The sequence below is a fragment of the Parageobacillus caldoxylosilyticus NBRC 107762 genome, from assembly GCF_000632715.1.
GTDB lineage: Bacteria > Bacillota > Bacilli > Bacillales > Anoxybacillaceae > Saccharococcus > Saccharococcus caldoxylosilyticus.
Genome location: NZ_BAWO01000048.1, coordinates 21,603 through 37,983, shown reverse-complemented (window position 1 = coordinate 37,983; position 16,381 = coordinate 21,603). Strand labels below are relative to the sequence as shown.

Below are 16,381 nucleotides of genomic sequence, written 5' to 3'. Positions count from 1 at the left end.
AGGATGAAACAAGGTTCGGCAAATAACCAAATTCAAATGGTGATTATTACCGGAATGTCCGGAGCGGGGAAAACGGTTGCGATTCAAAGCTTTGAAGATTTAGGTTTTTTTTGTGTCGATAATTTGCCGCCGACGCTGCTTCCAAAATTTTTGGAGCTAATGAAAGAGTCAGGGAATAAAATGAATAAAGTAGCATTAGTGATGGATTTGCGGAGCCGCGACTTTTTCGACAGCCTGTTTACGGCGCTAGACGAGCTGGCCGAGCAATCATGGGTGACGCCGCAAATTTTATTTTTAGACGCCAAAGACTCGACGCTGGTGGCGCGCTATAAAGAAACGAGACGGACGCATCCGCTCGCGCCAAACGGCCTGCCGCTGGAAGGGATTCGCTTGGAGCGGGAATTGCTCGAGGAACTGAAGGGGCGTGCGCAAATTATTTATGATACATCTGATTTAAAGCCGCGGGAGCTGCGCGAAAAAATTTTACAGCAATTTTCTTCCCACGCGCAACAAACATTTACGGTCAATGTCATGTCGTTTGGTTTTAAATACGGCATTCCGATTGACGCCGATCTAGTGTTTGACGTGCGCTTTTTACCGAATCCGCACTATATTGATCATATGCGGCCGAAAACGGGATTGGATGAAGAAGTGGCTTCGTATGTGCTAAAGTGGGGAGAAACGCAAAAATTTCTTGAAAAATTGATCGATTTATTGACCTTTATGCTTCCGCATTACAAACGGGAGGGTAAAAGCCAGCTTGTCATCGCCATCGGCTGCACGGGAGGACAGCACCGTTCGGTGGCGATCGCCGAATATATCGCTCGTCATTTTTCCGCTGATTATAAAACGATTGTGTCCCACCGTGACATGGAGAGGAGAAAGGAAAAGCATAAATGAAAGAGAAAATGCAGCCAAAAATGGTCATCATTGGCGGCGGCACAGGGCTCCCTGTATTATTGCGCGGGTTAAAGCATCATGATATTGATATTACGGCGATTGTCACTGTCGCCGATGATGGGGGCAGTTCAGGGAGATTGCGCGATGAATTGCGAATTCCGCCGCCAGGGGATGTGCGCAACGTGTTGGCGGCGCTGTCAGATGTCGAACCGCTTATCGTTGAATTGTTCCAGCATCGTTTTCAAAACGGCAATGGATTGTCAGGTCATTCATTGGGAAATTTAATCTTGGCAGCGCTGACGTCGATTACGGGAGATTTCGTCAAGGCGATCCGTGAGATGAGCAAGGTGTTGAACGTACACGGGCAAGTGTTGCCGGCAGCGAATAAAAGCGTTGTCCTTCATGCGGAAATGGAAGACGGCGCCATTGTTTCTGGGGAGTCAAAAATCCCTTATTCCGGAAAAAAAATTAAAAGAGTGTTTTTGACCCCGGAAGATATTGAACCGCTTCCGGAAACGATTGAAGCGATTCGTCAGGCCGATTTAATCGTTGTTGGCCCGGGGAGTTTATATACGAGCATTTTGCCGAACTTGCTCGTGCCGAAAATTGGCCAGGAAGTTTGCCAGGCGAAGGCAAAAAAAGTGTATATATGCAACATTATGACCCAGGCGGGAGAAACGCTGCATTATACGGTCAGCGATCATGTCAAAGCCCTGCATGACCATATGGGATGTTTCTTTCTTGATGTGGTCGTTGTCAATAACGGCCAAATTCCGGAAGACATTCAACAACGCTATGCACAAGAGCTGGCGGAACCGGTGCAAGATGACAGCGACCGGCTTACGGAATTAGGGATTCGCGTGATCCGCGATCATATCGTCAGCTATGAGGATCAAGTCATCCGTCATGATACGAAAAAAGTGGCGTCATTGCTTCTTTCGCTGATTACAGCACCTCCTTCTTCCTAATGGCGCGCGTTGAACTAATGGAGGTGACGATACATGTCGTTTGCGTCAGAGACAAAAAAAGAGCTGACCAATTTAGAAGTCAAGCCGTGCTGCTTAAAGGCAGAATTGTCCGCCCTTCTCCGCATGAACGGCTCCTTGTCGTTTTCCAACCGGAAAATGATTGTCGATGTACAAACGGAAAACGCTGCCATTGCGCGGAGAATTTACACTTTGCTAAAGAAAGGGTATAGCGTCACGGTAGAACTATTCGTCCGCAAAAAAATGCGTTTGAAAAAAAATAATGTGTACATTGTCCGCGTTATTGATGGCGCGCATGAGCTTTTAAAAGATTTGAAAATATTGAAGGAGGATTTTTCACTAATTCACGCGATTTCGCCGGAATTAGTGAAAAAAAAGTGCTGTAAGCGTTCTTATTTGCGAGGCGCGTTTCTTGCCGGCGGATCGGTCAACAACCCAGAAACGTCCTCGTACCATTTAGAGATTTTTTCCCTTTATGAAGAACATAACAATTCATTATGTGAATTAATGAACAGTCATTTTTTTCTGAATGCGAAAACGTTGGAACGAAAAAAAGGGTTTATTACTTATTTAAAAGAGGCAGAAAAAATTGCCGAGTTTTTAAATATTATCGGCGCCCATCAAGCGCTGCTGCGCTTTGAAGATATTCGCATTGTGCGTGATATGAGAAATTCGGTCAACCGGCTTGTCAACTGCGAAACGGCCAATCTCAATAAAACGATTGGCGCTGCGCTCCGTCAAGTCGAAAACATTCGCTACATTGACGAAACGATCGGATTAAGCTCCCTCCCGGATAAACTGAGGGAAATTGCTGAATTGCGAATGAAGCATCAAGATGTGACGCTAAAAGAATTAGGCGAATTAGTATCCGGGGGTAGGATCAGCAAATCGGGGATTAACCACCGCTTGCGCAAAATCGATGAAATTGCCGAACGGCTGCGGGCTGGAAAGCCTGTTGATTTTCATAAATCATTATAAATAAAAGGGGAGATGGAGAATGATCGAGAAACAAGTAGAAGTCAAATTAAAAACGGGGTTGCAGGCGCGCCCTGCTGCGTTGTTTGTGCAAGAAGCGAATCGCTTTTCTTCTGATATTTTTGTGGAAAAGGACGGAAAGCGAGTAAACGCCAAAAGCATTATGGGACTAATGAGTCTAGCGATTAGCAGCGGTTCTGTCATTACGTTGATCGCGGACGGACCCGACGAAAAGGCTGCGATTGAAAAGCTGGCCAGCTATGTGCAAAAAGAGAAATAAAAAAGCGGCTGCTTCACACGATAGCGAAGCAGCCTTTTTATTTTACTTTTCATCCGAGCGCGTTAATACGCGGTCAATGATTCCGTATTCTTGCGCTTTTTGCGCCGTCATAAAGTTGTCACGGTCGGTATCGCGTTCAATCACTTCAATCGGCTGACCCGTATTTTCAGAGAGAATGCGATTTAACTTATCACGCAAGAAAAGGATGCGTTTAGCGGCAATTTCGATTTCCGTTGCTTGACCTTGAGCGCCGCCAAGCGGTTGATGGATCATGATTTCGCTGTTTGGCAAAGCGAATCGTTTTCCTTTGGCGCCGCCAGCGAGCAAAAATGCTCCCATAGATGCCGCCATGCCGATGCAGATCGTCGAAACGTCCGGCTTAATAAATTGCATCGTATCGTAAATCGCTAAGCCGGCCGTAATCGAACCGCCTGGGCTGTTAATATAAAGCGAAATGTCTTTTTCCGGATCTTCCGCGGCTAAAAATAACAGCTGAGAGACGATCGAGTTCGCTACTTGATCATCAATCGGAGTGCCGAGAAAAATGATGCGGTCCTTTAATAAGCGGGAATAAATGTCATACGCACGTTCTCCGCGGTTGGTTTGTTCGATAACGGTAGGGATTAAATACATGAAGTTTCCTCCTTTGCCATTGACTAATCATATGTATTTTTATCATACCTTAATGGTCAATGAAGGTCAAACGAAACACCTTCGACCTTACATTTATAATTATTCGTGAACGATGTCAAACATCCCTCTTTTCATCATAACCTCTTTTCCATTTTTTAAACACATTTTCCCTCTTGCAATTTGGAGAAGTTTCTACTATAATTGAACATGCAACTGAACATGATGCCCTCGTAGTGTAGTGGATAGCACGAGAGATTCCGGTTCTCTTAGCGTGGGTTCGAATCCTGCCGAGGGCGTATCAATGCAAAACCTGCCGCAATTGCGGCAGGTTTTAGTCTGTTGACCAAATCGCTTTTCAACGGTTTGAAACAACCTTCAAGCTTATAGAGTTGTTTTTTCAGGATAGACCTCCATATCGTGCTTACGGCACCAGCAAATGATGAAATACTAATTTTCGAGATAGTTCAACAAACTTTTGGATTGCTTATTATTACTCCAACTTTTTCTAGTTTCATGGTACTTCCCTCTATTTTCTATTCCCATCACTTTACGGAAAAGTAAACAGAAAAAGGGTTAGTCTTGGGAAGCTTATATTTTTTTACAAGGAATACTATTTTCTCTTTGTGTAAAACACTCAATTAAGGTAAAAACCCTTTTTGGCTCAAATAGACTTGTTCATCGGGGAATACTTTTTTAGTCTGTCATACACGATACGATATGCTGAAGGATCATACCATTCTTCCAAACCCAATTTTTCGTACATAGAAAAAATACCTAAAGTTCTTTGCGCAGTAAATCTGCCGATTTCTTTTTTATGTCTACCCAGCTCCCCCATTCCTCCTTACGGAACATCGGAACAGGCATTTGACGCACATAGCAGTATGAACAACCAAATGCACAACCAGCATACGGATTTAAAGAATAGCTATATCCAGAAAGAACCCCTGTTCCTTTATTTAGCAGTGTCTTCGGGTATTTGTAAAAAAATTCGACTTTCATGTGAAATCCTCCAAAGGCTCTACAGTAACATTAATCCAATGAGGCAATGTGCTTCGTGATATTATTAGGCATGCAGGTATCTCTCTCCTATAAGCGAACTTTCATTTTCTAACTGTAACAGTTGTTTCTTCATTTCCAAACCGCCCCGATATCCTGTCAGTGTTCCATTTTTACCGATCACACGATGGCAAGGTACGATAATTAAAACTGGATTGGCGCCAATAGCGGCTCCAACTGCACGTACCGAAAACGGTTTCTGAATATGATTCGCAATTTCCGAGTAAGACCGCGTGTGCCCGTACGGAATTTTGCGCAATGCGTTCCACACGGATAATTGAAATGGTGTACCGTATAAATCAAGAGGCTGTACAAAGGTCTTGCGCTGCCCCCAGAAATACTCTGTTAATTCGGCTGTATAAGGCTGCAATTTTTCATCATCTTGTACTAAAACGCTATTCGGTAAGTGTTTCTTTACCCAATTGGACAGCTCCTCAAATGGCTTATTCGGAGAACCCACGTAACAAAGCCCATTTGATGTCGCAGCTATATACATTTTCCATTATTCATACACAAACAAAGTCCAATAAACCGTTAGATTATTTTTTGACACCATTATTTAACGCCTCCATCGCTAATTAATTGGCGATATCTGCCGGCGTATAACTCGTTTCTTTTTTAAACAAAGTGATAAAGTATGCTGTATTAGGAATGACAACTGTCAAAGAAATTTCTGCAATGGTTTTATCCGAAGTGGCAAGATATTGAATTGATTTGGAAATTCTTACCTTCCGGATATATTCGGCTGGGGTAATCCCCTTGATCCGTTTAAATGTACGGTGCAAATGGTAAGGGCTTCCATGGCACATATCCGCCAATATTTTTAAATTTAAAGGTTCGCTGTAATTCGTTTCAATGCATTGTGTGATTTGGTCCACCCAATCTTCATCTGGCAAACGCTCTCCAGTTGGTTTGCATCGTTTGCATGGGCGAAAGTTTTCCGATAGGGCTTGCTGGGCACTGCGAAAAATGCGAATGTTTTCTTTTTTTGGAGCACGGGATTTGCAAGAAGGCCGGCAAAAGATACCCGTACTCTTTACAGCATAGAAAAATTTATCGTCATAGGATGAATCGTTTGAAACAATGGCTTGCCATATTTCATCTGTCAAATTTTCCACAATGGCACCTGTTTCATTCGCGTGATGAGGTACACGTTGAATATCCCCTTGTTTTCGTTGTGTTTTCATTTTCATTTCGTTTACCTCCATCGATGGTAGATTACCTATAGTATACCTTGAAACCAGATCATATGTACGGTTTTACAATATAAAAGCAAGATTTCAAAATCAAACTGTAAAAGCGATATTTTGCTGCAAAAAGCAGTCAGTGAATTTTATGGACTTCGTCTTATCGGAATTCCCGATTTATTTGAGGCTCTGTGCTGGGGGATCATTGGACAGCAAATTAATCTTACCTTTGCGTATACATTAAAAAGGCGTTTTGTGGAAACCTTCGGTCGACACGTAGAGTGGGATAGAGAACAATATTGGATATTTCCATCCCCCCATGAAATCGCGGCATTGAAGGTCAGTGATTTAACGGCATTACAAATGACAGCCAAGAAAAGCGAATATCTAATTGGGGTGGCGAAACTTATATCGGAAGGAAAATTGACGAAAGAGCTTTTGATGGGCGCGGGGAACTATAAAAAAGCGGAAAAGATGTTAGTAAATATCCGGGGAATTGGGCCTTGGACGGCAAACTATGTTTTGATGCGCTGCCTGAGAATTCCTTCTGCTTTTCCCATTGATGATGTCGGACTGCACAACACCATTAAACATTTGATGGGCTCGGAGAATAAACCTTCTAAAGAAGAAATTTTAAAGCTATTTTCAAGATGGACAAACTGGGAAGCCTATGCAACTTTTTATTTATGGAGATTCCTTTATTAATTCTATAAACGGAATATTGAGCTATTCATAATCATTTCACATTAAATAATTTCTAAAAAAGAAAAGATCTTTACAGCTTGCCGAAAAAGTCACCTGTCGTAATTTGCGGCAGGTTTTTTACATTTATTGAATATATATATTGCTATAGACTGTGTTCGGCTAAAGCAGGCATTGGAAATGTCCATCACTGCGTTGTTAAATTATTTCTATACCATTCCGTGGGGGCAGTAGTGTACAATAGAAGAAAAGGGGGATGGATGATGAGGGCGGAATTATTGCAAGAGCAGCGGCTGAAGCTGGCGCTGACAAAAGAACTGACGCAGGCAATTGAATTATTGCAGTACTCTGCTGCAGAGCTGCAGTCTTTTTTATACGAACAGTCGCTCGACAATCCTTTTTTGGAAATTCGCGATCATCGCTGGAAGCAAAGCGGGCGCCGCTTATCGGAGAAAGACAAACAGCAATGGTTGGAAAATATGAGCACACGTTCAGAAACGCTTTCGGCGCATTTAATGGCGCAGCTGCCGGCGCTTTCGCTTGCAAAACAGGAAGAACGCGTCGTGCGTTACCTCATCGCTTCCCTTGATGAAGACGGCTATTTGCGGATCGAGCTGGAGGAAATTGCTGATCAATTAGCTATTTCAAGGGAGAAAGCGGAAAAGGCGCTTGAAATCGTGCAGTCATTAGAGCCGGCTGGCGTGGGCGCACGCAGCTTGGAAGAATGTTTATATTTGCAGCTGCAGCGTTTGCCAGAGCGGGATGAATTCGCCGAACAAATCATCAAGCATCATTTTTCTTTATTTGCTGAAAAATCATGGAAAACGCTGGCGAAGCAGCTTGGGGTCGATATCGCTTCGTTGCAGCGTGTTTGGGATTTAATCCGCACGCTCGAACCGCGTCCTGGCATTCATTATACAAAGGAGATGCCGCATTTTATCATCCCCGATCTGATTGTCGAACGCGGCCCGGAAGGCCAATGGTGCATTTTCTTTAACGACGATGTGCATCCGGAACTGGTCTGGAATCGGACGTATGAACAGCAAATGACCCATTATCGCGACAGTCAAGTCCACGGCTTCGTCAAAGATAAATATCGGCAGTTTTTATGGCTTGCCAAAAGCTTAGAGCAGCGCAAACGAACGTTGTTAAATATTATGGCCGTTATTGTCGATAAACAGCTGCCATGTTTGGAAGCGGGATTTGCTGCGTTAAAGCCCCTTACGATGCGTGAAGTGGCTGAGGAACTAGGCATTCATGAATCTACTGTCAGCCGTGCGGTGAAAAATAAATATGTGCAGACACCGTTTGGCACCGTGGAACTGCGCCGCTTTTTCTCCAGTTCTGTTTCTTCCGCTTACACAGAGGAGGATGCTGCTTCTTCGGTAAAAGTAAAAATGATGATTAAGCAATTCATAGAGGCGGAAGACAAAAAACAGCCTCTCTCTGACCAAAAGCTTGCTGATTTGTTACAGGAGCAATATGGCATCGCCGTTTCGCGGAGAACGGTCGCCAAATACCGTGAGCAGCTACATATTCCATCATCGGCAAAGCGAAAGCAGTATGGATAAGGAAGGGACAAACAATGAAGATCAATTTATATTCCAAAACGAACTGTCCGTTATGCGATAAAGCGAAACAAGTCTTGCAAGAGCTGCAAAACGAATTCTCCTTTCAAATCAATGAAATCGACATTTATCATGACGACAAGCTGCTCGAAAAATATCAATTAATGATTCCTGTAGTCGAGATCGATGGGGAAGAAATAGATTTTGGGATGGTTCAAAAAGATGTCATAAGAAAGCGCTTACTGGAGGCGAAAAGAAGTTGAATAATCGTATTCCTCCTGTTACAATAGAATTGACGCGGGAGGAATTTTTTTTGCCATGGTGGGACATAATAAGTCACACTGGGACAATTAATGTCCATATAATATCCATAGCTAAGGAGAAGGGTTCGATGCAATCGTTAATCGAAGCGCAAAAGAAATTATTACCCGATCTTCTGGAAGTGATGCAAAAACGTTATCAAATATTGCACTATATTTCCCTCATGCAGCCGGTTGGGCGCCGGGTACTGGCGAACAGTTTGGGAATGAGCGAGCGTGTGCTTCGTTCCGAGGTGCAGTTTTTAAAAGAGCAAAACTTGTTGGCAGTAGGTTCAATCGGCACGAGCTTAACGCCTGAAGGCAAGGAATTGCTGCATACGCTCGAGGATGTCATGAGGGAAGTGCTGGGGCTAAAAGATTTAGAAGCAGCGATAAAACAAAAGCTGCATATTGAAAAAGCCATCGTTGTGGCTGGGGATAGCGACCTTTCTCCTTGGGTAAAAAAAGAAATGGGAAGAGCTTGCGTCACCTGCATGAAAAAGCGGCTGAAAAATGGCGACATTGTGGCGGTAACAGGAGGCACCACAATGGCTGCGGTGGCCGAGATGATGACACCGGATGCGAAGTTAAACGATCTTTTATTTGTTCCCGCACGAGGCGGCTTAGGGGAAAATGTGGAAAACCAGGCCAATACCATTTGCGCGAAAATGGCGGAAAAAGCGCTAGGGAATTACCGCCTTCTTCACGTTCCGGACCATCTCAGCCGCGAAGCGTATGAATCGTTAATTGAAGAGCCGGCTGTGAAAGAAATGCTAGAACTCATTAAGTCGTGCCGCATGGTTGTGCATGGAATAGGAGATGCTATTACTATGGCGGAGCGCCGGAAAACGAGAAAAGAGGATATGGAGAAAATAAAAGCACGTCATGCGGTTGCAGAAGCGTTTGGCTATTACTTTAACGAAAAAGGGGAAGTTGTTCATAAAGTGAAAACGGTCGGCATCCAGCTTGAAGACCTCCCGCATGTCGAACACGTCATTGCAGTCGCTGGAGGGGCGTCGAAGGCGAAAGCGATTCAAGCGTATATGAAAAGGGCCCCGCATTCGATTTTAATCACTGATGAAGGTGCGGCAAAAGCGTTGTTAGGGGAGTAATATCCCTTTATCATATAAACTATTTTTTAAGGAGGAGCTATTCATGGCAGTAAAAATTGGTATTAACGGTTTTGGCCGTATCGGCCGCAACGTATTTCGCGCTGCATTAAAAAATCCAAACATTGAAGTTGTCGCCGTCAATGACCTAACGGATGCAAACACATTGGCTCATCTGTTGAAATATGACTCGGTTCATGGAAAGCTAGACGCAGAAGTATCGGTGAATGGCAATAACATCGTTGTAAACGGAAAAGAGATTGTTGTCAAAGCGGAACGCGATCCAGCTCAACTAGCATGGAACGAATTAGGGGTTGATATTGTTGTCGAATCGACAGGCCGTTTCACAAAACGTGAGGATGCGGCAAAACATTTAGAAGCTGGAGCGAAAAAAGTCATTATCTCTGCACCGGCAAAAAATGAAGACATTACGATTGTTATGGGCGTAAACCAAGACAAATACGATCCGGCAAACCATCACATTATTTCTAACGCTTCTTGTACAACAAACTGCTTGGCGCCGTTTGCTAAAGTGCTTCATGAAAAATTTGGCATTGTCCGCGGCATGATGACGACGGTTCACTCGTATACGAACGACCAACAAATTTTGGATTTGCCTCATAAAGATTTGCGTCGCGCCCGTGCTGCTGCGGAATCGATTATTCCGACAACTACTGGTGCGGCAAAAGCAGTTGCGCTTGTACTGCCTGAACTAAAAGGTAAACTAAACGGTATGGCAATGCGTGTACCGACACCAAACGTGTCAGTTGTCGACCTTGTTGCGGAGCTTGAAAAAGAAGTAACGGTGGAAGAAGTCAACGCGGCATTGAAAGAAGCTGCGGAAGGCGAATTGAAAGGCATCCTGGCTTACAGTGAAGAGCCGCTCGTATCGCGCGATTATAACGGTTCTACCGCATCTTCGACGATCGATGCGCTTTCCACAATGGTTATTGAAGGAAAAATGGTGAAAGTAGTATCTTGGTACGATAACGAAACAGGCTACTCTCATCGCGTTGTGGATCTTGCTGAATATATTGCGTCAAAAGGTCTATAAGGATAATCGTTGTTTTTCACGCTCGGTCAAGTCTATAATAGGATGGTGGAGGGGGAGCGGGGGAATGATCCCCACTCCTCTTCGTTTGTGGGAATGATATCATCAAAAAGGGGGCATAGGGCCATGAACAAAAAGACGGTTCGGGACGTCGATGTAAAAGGAAAACGAGTGTTTTGCCGCGTTGACTTTAACGTGCCGATGGAAAATGGTGTGATTACGGATGATACACGTATTCGCGCCGCACTTCCGACGATTCGTTATTTAATTGAACAAGGTGCAAAAGTGATTTTGGTGAGCCACCTTGGCCGTCCAAAAGGAAAAGTTGTCGAAGAGCTGCGCTTAAATGCGGTGGCTAAACGGCTAAGCGAGTTGCTCGGCAAACAGGTAGTAAAAACAGATGAAGCATACGGGGATGCGGTAAAAGCAGCGATCGCCAGCATGAAGGAAGGCGATGTATTGCTTCTGGAAAACGTCCGCTTTTATCCAGGAGAAGAGAAAAACGATCCAGAGCTGGCGAAAGCTTTTGCTGAATTAGCGGACATTTATGTGAACGATGCGTTTGGTGCTGCCCACCGCGCCCATGCGTCTACCGAAGGAATTGCCCATTATTTGCCAGCCGTTGCGGGGTTTTTAATGGAAAAAGAAATTGAAGTGTTAGGAAAGGCGCTGTCCAATCCAGACCGTCCATTTACGGCGATTATTGGCGGTGCGAAAGTAAAAGATAAAATCGGTGTCATCGAAAACTTGCTTAACAAAGTGGACAATTTGATTATCGGCGGCGGGTTAGCGTATACGTTCGTGAAAGCGCTAGGCCATGAAGTTGGCAAATCGCTGCTGGAAGAAGATAAAATTGAATTGGCCAAATCATTTATGGAAAAAGCCAAAGAAAAAGGAGTTAACTTCTATATGCCGGTTGATGTCGTTGTAGCCGATCGGTTTGCAAACGACGCCAATACGAAAGTCGTTGCGATTGATGCGATTCCAAGCGATTGGGAAGCGCTGGATATCGGTCCAAAAACACGCGAACTATATCGCGATGTCATTATGAAATCGAAGCTGGTTGTATGGAACGGCCCAATGGGCGTGTTTGAAATGGATGCCTTTGCCGAAGGAACGAAAGCAGTGGCCCAAGCGTTAGCGGATGCTGTCGATACATATTCGGTCATCGGCGGCGGCGATTCGGCAGCGGCGGTAGAAAAATTCGGCTTAGCGGAAAAAATGGACCACATTTCTACCGGCGGCGGCGCATCGCTTGAATTTATGGAAGGAAAACAACTTCCTGGAGTGGTGGCGTTAAACGATAAATAACACGCTCACTCCTTTCTTAGAAAGGAAGGGACAGATGATGAGAAAACGCATTATCGCTGGAAACTGGAAAATGCATAAAACATTGCCGGAGGCAGTAAGCTTCGTGGAAGAAGTAAAACAGCTTGTTCCACCGGCAGAACAAATAGACTCTGTCATTTGTGCGCCATTTTTGTTTTTGGACCGGCTTGTTCAAAACGTACAAGGATCTGATTTAAAAATCGGCGCGCAAAATATGCATTTTGAAGACAAAGGAGCGTTTACTGGCGAAATTAGTCCAGTTGCGCTGAAAGATATCGGTGTGACTTACGTGATTATCGGTCATTCCGAGCGCCGTGAAATGTTTGCGGAGACGGATGAAACAGTCAATAAAAAAGTACATGCTGCCTTTAAGCATGGATTAATTCCGATCGTTTGCTGCGGTGAAACGTTAGAACAACGGGAAAGCGGCAAAACGAATGACATTGTTGGCGCGCAAGTAGAAAAAGCGCTTGCTGGTTTAACCGCGGAACAAGCAAAACAAGTGGTGATCGCCTATGAACCAATTTGGGCGATTGGCACTGGCAAATCATCGACGGCGGAAGATGCCAATGAAGTGTGCGGTCATATCCGTTCGGTCATTGCCAAAATCTTTTCGCCGGAAGTGGCCGAAGCAGTACGCATTCAGTACGGCGGCAGCGTCAAACCGGAAAACATTCGCGAATTTTTAGCGCAGGAACATATTGATGGCGCCCTTGTCGGCGGCGCAAGCCTCGATCCGAAATCATTTTTACAACTAGTGGAGGCTGGACAACATGAGTAAAAAACCAGTAGCGTTAATTATTTTAGACGGATTTGCACTTCGCGAAGAAACGTATGGCAATGCGATCGCACAAGCAAAAAAACCGAACTTTGACCGTTATTGGAATGAATATCCGCACGCTACATTAACTGCATGCGGCGAGGCGGTCGGTCTTCCAGAAGGACAAATGGGAAACTCGGAAGTCGGCCACTTAAATATCGGTGCCGGCCGCATTGTCTACCAAAGCTTAACGCGCGTCAACATCGCGATTCGCGAGGGAGAGTTTGACCGCAACGAAACGTTTTTAGCGGCGATGAATCATGTCAAAGAAAAAGGAACGAATTTGCACATTTTTGGTCTTCTCTCTGACGGCGGTGTTCATAGCCATATTAACCATCTATATGCGCTATTAAAATTAGCCGCTAAAGAAGGCGTAAAAAACGTCTACATCCACGGCTTTTTAGATGGCCGCGATGTCGGACCGCAAACGGCACCGAAATATATCAAAGAATTGCAAGCAAAAATAAAAGAGTATGGCGTCGGGGAAATCGCGACATTATCCGGCCGTTATTACTCGATGGACCGCGACAAACGGTGGGAGCGCGTCGAAAAAGCATATCGCGCGATGGTTTATGGTGAAGGACCAACCTATCGCGATCCGCTTGAATGTATCGAAGACTCTTATAAACATGGCATTTACGATGAATTCGTGCTTCCATCGGTCATCGTGCGCGAAGACGGCTCGCCGGTGGCAACGATTAAGGACGAAGATGCGATCATTTTCTACAACTTCCGTCCAGACCGGGCGATCCAAATTTCCAACACGTTTACAAACGAAGACTTCCGCGAGTTCGACCGCGGTCCGAAACATCCGAAAAACTTGTTCTTTGTATGCTTAACCCACTTTAGCGAAACGGTAAAAGGCTATGTCGCGTTTAAACCGACGAATTTAGATAATACGCTTGGTGAAGTCCTATCGCAACACGGATTGCGCCAGCTTCGCATCGCGGAAACGGAAAAATATCCGCATGTGACGTTTTTTATGAACGGCGGACGAGAAGAGAAGTTTCCAGGCGAAGACCGCATTTTAATCAACTCGCCAAAAGTTGCCACATATGACTTAAAACCGGAAATGAGCGCTTACGAAGTAACGGATGCGCTCCTAAAAGAAATTGAAGCGGATAAATATGACGCGATCATTTTAAACTATGCGAACCCGGACATGGTCGGCCACTCAGGAAAATTAGAACCGACGATTAAAGCGATCGAAGCGGTTGATGAGTGTCTTGGCAAAGTCGTGGATGCGATTATTGCAAAAGGCGGCATCGCCATTATTACGGCAGACCACGGAAACGCGGATGAAGTATTGACGCCGGACGGCAAACCGCAAACTGCGCATACGACAAATCCGGTTCCGGTCATCGTCACGAAAAAAGGAATCGAACTTCGCAAAGACGGCATTTTAGGAGATTTAGCCCCAACCATGCTTGATTTGCTTGGCTTGCCACAGCCAAAAGAAATGACAGGAAAAACATTAATTATGAAATAATAAAGGAGAGTGTGAACATGTCTGCAATTGTAGATGTATATGCACGTGAAGTATTGGACTCACGCGGCAACCCAACGGTAGAAGTCGAAGTATATACGGAAGACGGCGGCTTTGGCCGTGCATTAGTGCCAAGCGGTGCATCAACAGGAGAATACGAAGCAGTGGAATTGCGAGACGGCAATAAAAGCCGTTATCTTGGCAAAGGCGTATTAAAAGCGGTGGAAAACGTCAATGAAATTATCGCTCCAGCGATTATCGGCTTTGAAGTGACAGACCAAGTCGGCGTTGACAAAACGCTCATTGAATTAGACGGCACGGAAAACAAAAGCAAATTAGGCGCCAACGCGATTTTAGGGGTATCACTGGCAGTCGCGCGCGCAGCAGCAGATGAATTAGACATGCCATTATATCAATACCTTGGCGGATTTAACGCCAAAACATTGCCAGTGCCAATGATGAACATTTTAAACGGCGGCGCGCATGCCGATAACAACGTGGACATTCAAGAATTTATGATTATGCCTGTCGGCGCGAAAAGCTTCCGTGAAGCGCTTCGCATGGGCGCAGAAATTTTCCATAGCTTAAAAGCCGTATTAAAAGCAAAAGGCTACAATACTGCGGTTGGTGACGAAGGCGGTTTCGCGCCAAACTTAAAATCGAACGAAGAAGCGCTGCAAACGATTATCGAAGCGATTGAAAAAGCCGGTTACAAACCAGGCGAAGAAGTTATGCTGGCGATGGACGTTGCTTCTTCTGAGCTTTACAATAAAGAAGATGGCAAATACCATCTGGAAGGCGAAGGCGTTGTAAGAACGTCCGAAGAAATGGTTGCCTGGTATGAAGAACTTGTTTCGAAATACCCAATCATTTCCATCGAAGACGGCTTAGATGAAAACGACTGGGAAGGCCATAAACTATTAACCGAACGTCTTGGCAAAAAAGTGCAGCTTGTCGGTGACGACTTGTTTGTAACAAATACGAAAAAACTGGCGGAAGGAATTGAAAAAGGCGTCGGCAACTCGATTCTCATTAAAGTCAACCAAATCGGTACATTAACCGAAACATTCGATGCGATTGAAATGGCGAAACGCGCTGGATATACAGCGGTTGTTTCCCACCGCTCCGGTGAAACGGAAGACAGCACGATCGCTGACATCGCCGTAGCGACAAACGCCGGCCAAATTAAAACAGGGGCGCCTTCCCGCACCGACCGCGTCGCGAAATACAATCAATTGCTCCGCATCGAAGATCAGCTTGGCGATACAGCGATCTACAACGGGATCAAATCGTTCTATAACTTAAAAAAATAATGAAGTAAGACCTAACCGGTGAGCGGTTAGGTCTTTTTTCGATAGAAAATAGCAAAGAACGGCTTCCATATGAGTGGATGCAGTACGTATAATAAACGTAGACAGCGTAAAAACACAGTCCCGGTTGGTAGTCCGGGCGCACTCGGAAACGAGTGTCAGTAATCTTCCCCTCCTTGGGATGTCCATCGCTGTTGGCAATTTCTAAAGGAGGGACCTTTCATGAAGCTGACGGTTTTTTACGATGGCCAATTTTGGGTTGGGGTGGTGGAACAGAAGGAAAATGAGACCTTAAAAGCGGTCCGCTACGTGTTTGGTTCTGAACCGAAATCGGAAGAAGTGTTGGCGTTTGTCAATGGACCGATGCTCGCGTTATTGAACCAATGCCATACAGCCGCTGTTATCCCTGCACAACTGCAACGGCGTAAAAACCCGAAACGGATACAGCGAGAAGCGGCAAAAGAAATAAAAGAGCGGTCGTTTTCCACCTACGCACAAACCGCCCTTAAGCTAGAATTGGAACATCGTAAAAAAGAGAGAAAGGTATTGCGAAAGGAACAACGCCAAGCTCTTATGGAGCGAAAAAGAGAGCTTAAGCGCCTTAAAGCAAAAGCGAAACACCGCGGAAAATAATCAAATCAAACAGACATCTGTTTGCCAAGATGGCAAACCAAGCACCTAACCGAGTGA

Annotated in this window: 16 protein-coding genes, 1 tRNA gene and 2 pseudogenes; 15 read left to right on the top strand and 4 right to left on the bottom strand. The window is 44.9% G+C overall.

Annotation, left to right across the window (positions count from 1 at the left end):
• Nucleotides 1-3: 3 nt before the first annotated feature.
• From rapZ to GCA01S_RS12960, 4 genes are read left to right on the top strand one after another with little or no spacing between them, the layout of a single operon-like run.
• On the top strand, nucleotides 4-900 hold the full coding sequence (rapZ, locus tag GCA01S_RS12975; protein WP_042410568.1) for an RNase adapter RapZ: 897 nt from the start codon (nucleotides 4-6) through the stop codon (nucleotides 898-900).
• Nucleotides 897-1,868 carry a gluconeogenesis factor YvcK family protein gene (locus GCA01S_RS12970; RefSeq protein ID WP_042410566.1) on the top strand — a complete coding sequence of 324 codons (972 nt, stop codon included), beginning with the start codon at nucleotides 897-899 and terminating at the stop codon, nucleotides 1,866-1,868. Before rapZ ends, GCA01S_RS12970 begins: the two co-directional genes overlap by 4 nt.
• 33 nt (nucleotides 1,869-1,901) lie before the next feature.
• On the top strand, nucleotides 1,902-2,864 hold the full coding sequence (whiA, locus tag GCA01S_RS12965; protein ID WP_042410563.1) for a DNA-binding protein WhiA: 963 nt from the start codon (nucleotides 1,902-1,904) through the stop codon (nucleotides 2,862-2,864).
• A gap of 19 nt (nucleotides 2,865-2,883) precedes the next feature.
• Complete coding sequence (locus GCA01S_RS12960) at nucleotides 2,884-3,141, top strand: HPr family phosphocarrier protein (protein WP_017435707.1); 258 nt, start codon at nucleotides 2,884-2,886, stop codon at nucleotides 3,139-3,141.
• 42 nt (nucleotides 3,142-3,183) lie between these two features.
• On the opposite strand, the gene clpP is transcribed toward GCA01S_RS12960, so the two are convergent.
• Complete coding sequence (gene clpP, locus GCA01S_RS12955; protein WP_017435708.1) at nucleotides 3,184-3,774, bottom strand: ATP-dependent Clp endopeptidase proteolytic subunit ClpP; 591 nt, start codon at nucleotides 3,772-3,774, stop codon at nucleotides 3,184-3,186.
• A 224-nt stretch (nucleotides 3,775-3,998) separates the two neighbouring features.
• Here clpP and GCA01S_RS12950 point away from each other — a divergent pair.
• Nucleotides 3,999-4,070: transfer RNA gene (locus tag GCA01S_RS12950), tRNA-Arg, on the top strand.
• Between the two features lie 481 nt (nucleotides 4,071-4,551).
• Here GCA01S_RS12950 and GCA01S_RS21040 read toward each other — a convergent pair.
• The 3 genes and pseudogenes from GCA01S_RS21040 to GCA01S_RS12935 all read right to left on the bottom strand — a co-directional run.
• Nucleotides 4,552-4,773: pseudogene (locus GCA01S_RS21040) on the bottom strand (radical SAM protein); the annotation flags it as partial.
• A 64-nt stretch (nucleotides 4,774-4,837) separates the two neighbouring features.
• Nucleotides 4,838-5,326 carry a methylated-DNA--[protein]-cysteine S-methyltransferase gene (locus GCA01S_RS12940; protein ID WP_255212291.1) on the bottom strand — a complete coding sequence of 163 codons (489 nt, stop codon included), beginning with the start codon at nucleotides 5,324-5,326 and terminating at the stop codon, nucleotides 4,838-4,840.
• Nucleotides 5,327-5,408: 82 nt separating this feature from the next.
• Nucleotides 5,409-6,023: a bifunctional transcriptional activator/DNA repair enzyme AdaA gene (locus tag GCA01S_RS12935; RefSeq protein WP_042410558.1), complete on the bottom strand. Its 615-nt coding sequence runs from the start codon at nucleotides 6,021-6,023 to the stop codon at nucleotides 5,409-5,411.
• Nucleotides 6,024-6,125: 102 nt separating this feature from the next.
• Between GCA01S_RS12935 and GCA01S_RS12930 the strand changes: the two are divergent.
• The 10 genes and pseudogenes from GCA01S_RS12930 to GCA01S_RS12885 form a co-directional block, all read left to right on the top strand.
• Nucleotides 6,126-6,722, top strand: a pseudogene (locus tag GCA01S_RS12930) (DNA-3-methyladenine glycosylase family protein); the annotation flags it as partial.
• Between the two features lie 260 nt (nucleotides 6,723-6,982).
• Complete coding sequence (gene rpoN / locus GCA01S_RS12925; protein ID WP_017435714.1) at nucleotides 6,983-8,290, top strand: RNA polymerase factor sigma-54; 1,308 nt, start codon at nucleotides 6,983-6,985, stop codon at nucleotides 8,288-8,290.
• Between the two features lie 14 nt (nucleotides 8,291-8,304).
• Nucleotides 8,305-8,550, top strand: a complete 246-nt coding sequence (locus GCA01S_RS12920; RefSeq protein ID WP_017435715.1) for a glutaredoxin family protein — start codon at nucleotides 8,305-8,307, stop codon at nucleotides 8,548-8,550.
• Nucleotides 8,551-8,678: 128 nt separating this feature from the next.
• The gene (locus GCA01S_RS12915; RefSeq protein ID WP_017435716.1) at nucleotides 8,679-9,698 is read left to right on the top strand and encodes a sugar-binding transcriptional regulator; all 1,020 of its coding nucleotides are present in this window, start codon (nucleotides 8,679-8,681) and stop codon (nucleotides 9,696-9,698) included.
• A gap of 43 nt (nucleotides 9,699-9,741) precedes the next feature.
• Nucleotides 9,742-10,749, top strand: coding sequence for a type I glyceraldehyde-3-phosphate dehydrogenase (gene gap, locus GCA01S_RS12910; RefSeq protein ID WP_017435717.1), 1,008 nt, complete (start codon nucleotides 9,742-9,744; stop codon nucleotides 10,747-10,749).
• 123 nt (nucleotides 10,750-10,872) lie between these two features.
• Nucleotides 10,873-12,057 (top strand): phosphoglycerate kinase, encoded by a 1,185-nt coding sequence (locus tag GCA01S_RS12905; protein ID WP_042410555.1) that lies wholly within the window; start codon nucleotides 10,873-10,875, stop codon nucleotides 12,055-12,057.
• Nucleotides 12,058-12,094: 37 nt separating this feature from the next.
• Nucleotides 12,095-12,856: a triose-phosphate isomerase gene (gene tpiA / locus GCA01S_RS12900; RefSeq protein ID WP_042410586.1), complete on the top strand. Its 762-nt coding sequence runs from the start codon at nucleotides 12,095-12,097 to the stop codon at nucleotides 12,854-12,856.
• Nucleotides 12,849-14,384, top strand: a complete 1,536-nt coding sequence (gene gpmI, locus GCA01S_RS12895) for a 2,3-bisphosphoglycerate-independent phosphoglycerate mutase (RefSeq protein ID WP_042410553.1) — start codon at nucleotides 12,849-12,851, stop codon at nucleotides 14,382-14,384. Before tpiA ends, gpmI begins: the two co-directional genes overlap by 8 nt.
• 17 nt (nucleotides 14,385-14,401) lie before the next feature.
• Nucleotides 14,402-15,694 carry a phosphopyruvate hydratase gene (gene eno / locus GCA01S_RS12890; protein WP_042410551.1) on the top strand — a complete coding sequence of 431 codons (1,293 nt, stop codon included), beginning with the start codon at nucleotides 14,402-14,404 and terminating at the stop codon, nucleotides 15,692-15,694.
• 219 nt (nucleotides 15,695-15,913) lie between these two features.
• Nucleotides 15,914-16,324 carry a YjdF family protein gene (locus GCA01S_RS12885; RefSeq protein WP_042410549.1) on the top strand — a complete coding sequence of 137 codons (411 nt, stop codon included), beginning with the start codon at nucleotides 15,914-15,916 and terminating at the stop codon, nucleotides 16,322-16,324.
• The last annotated feature ends 57 nt before the right edge of the window (nucleotides 16,325-16,381 follow it).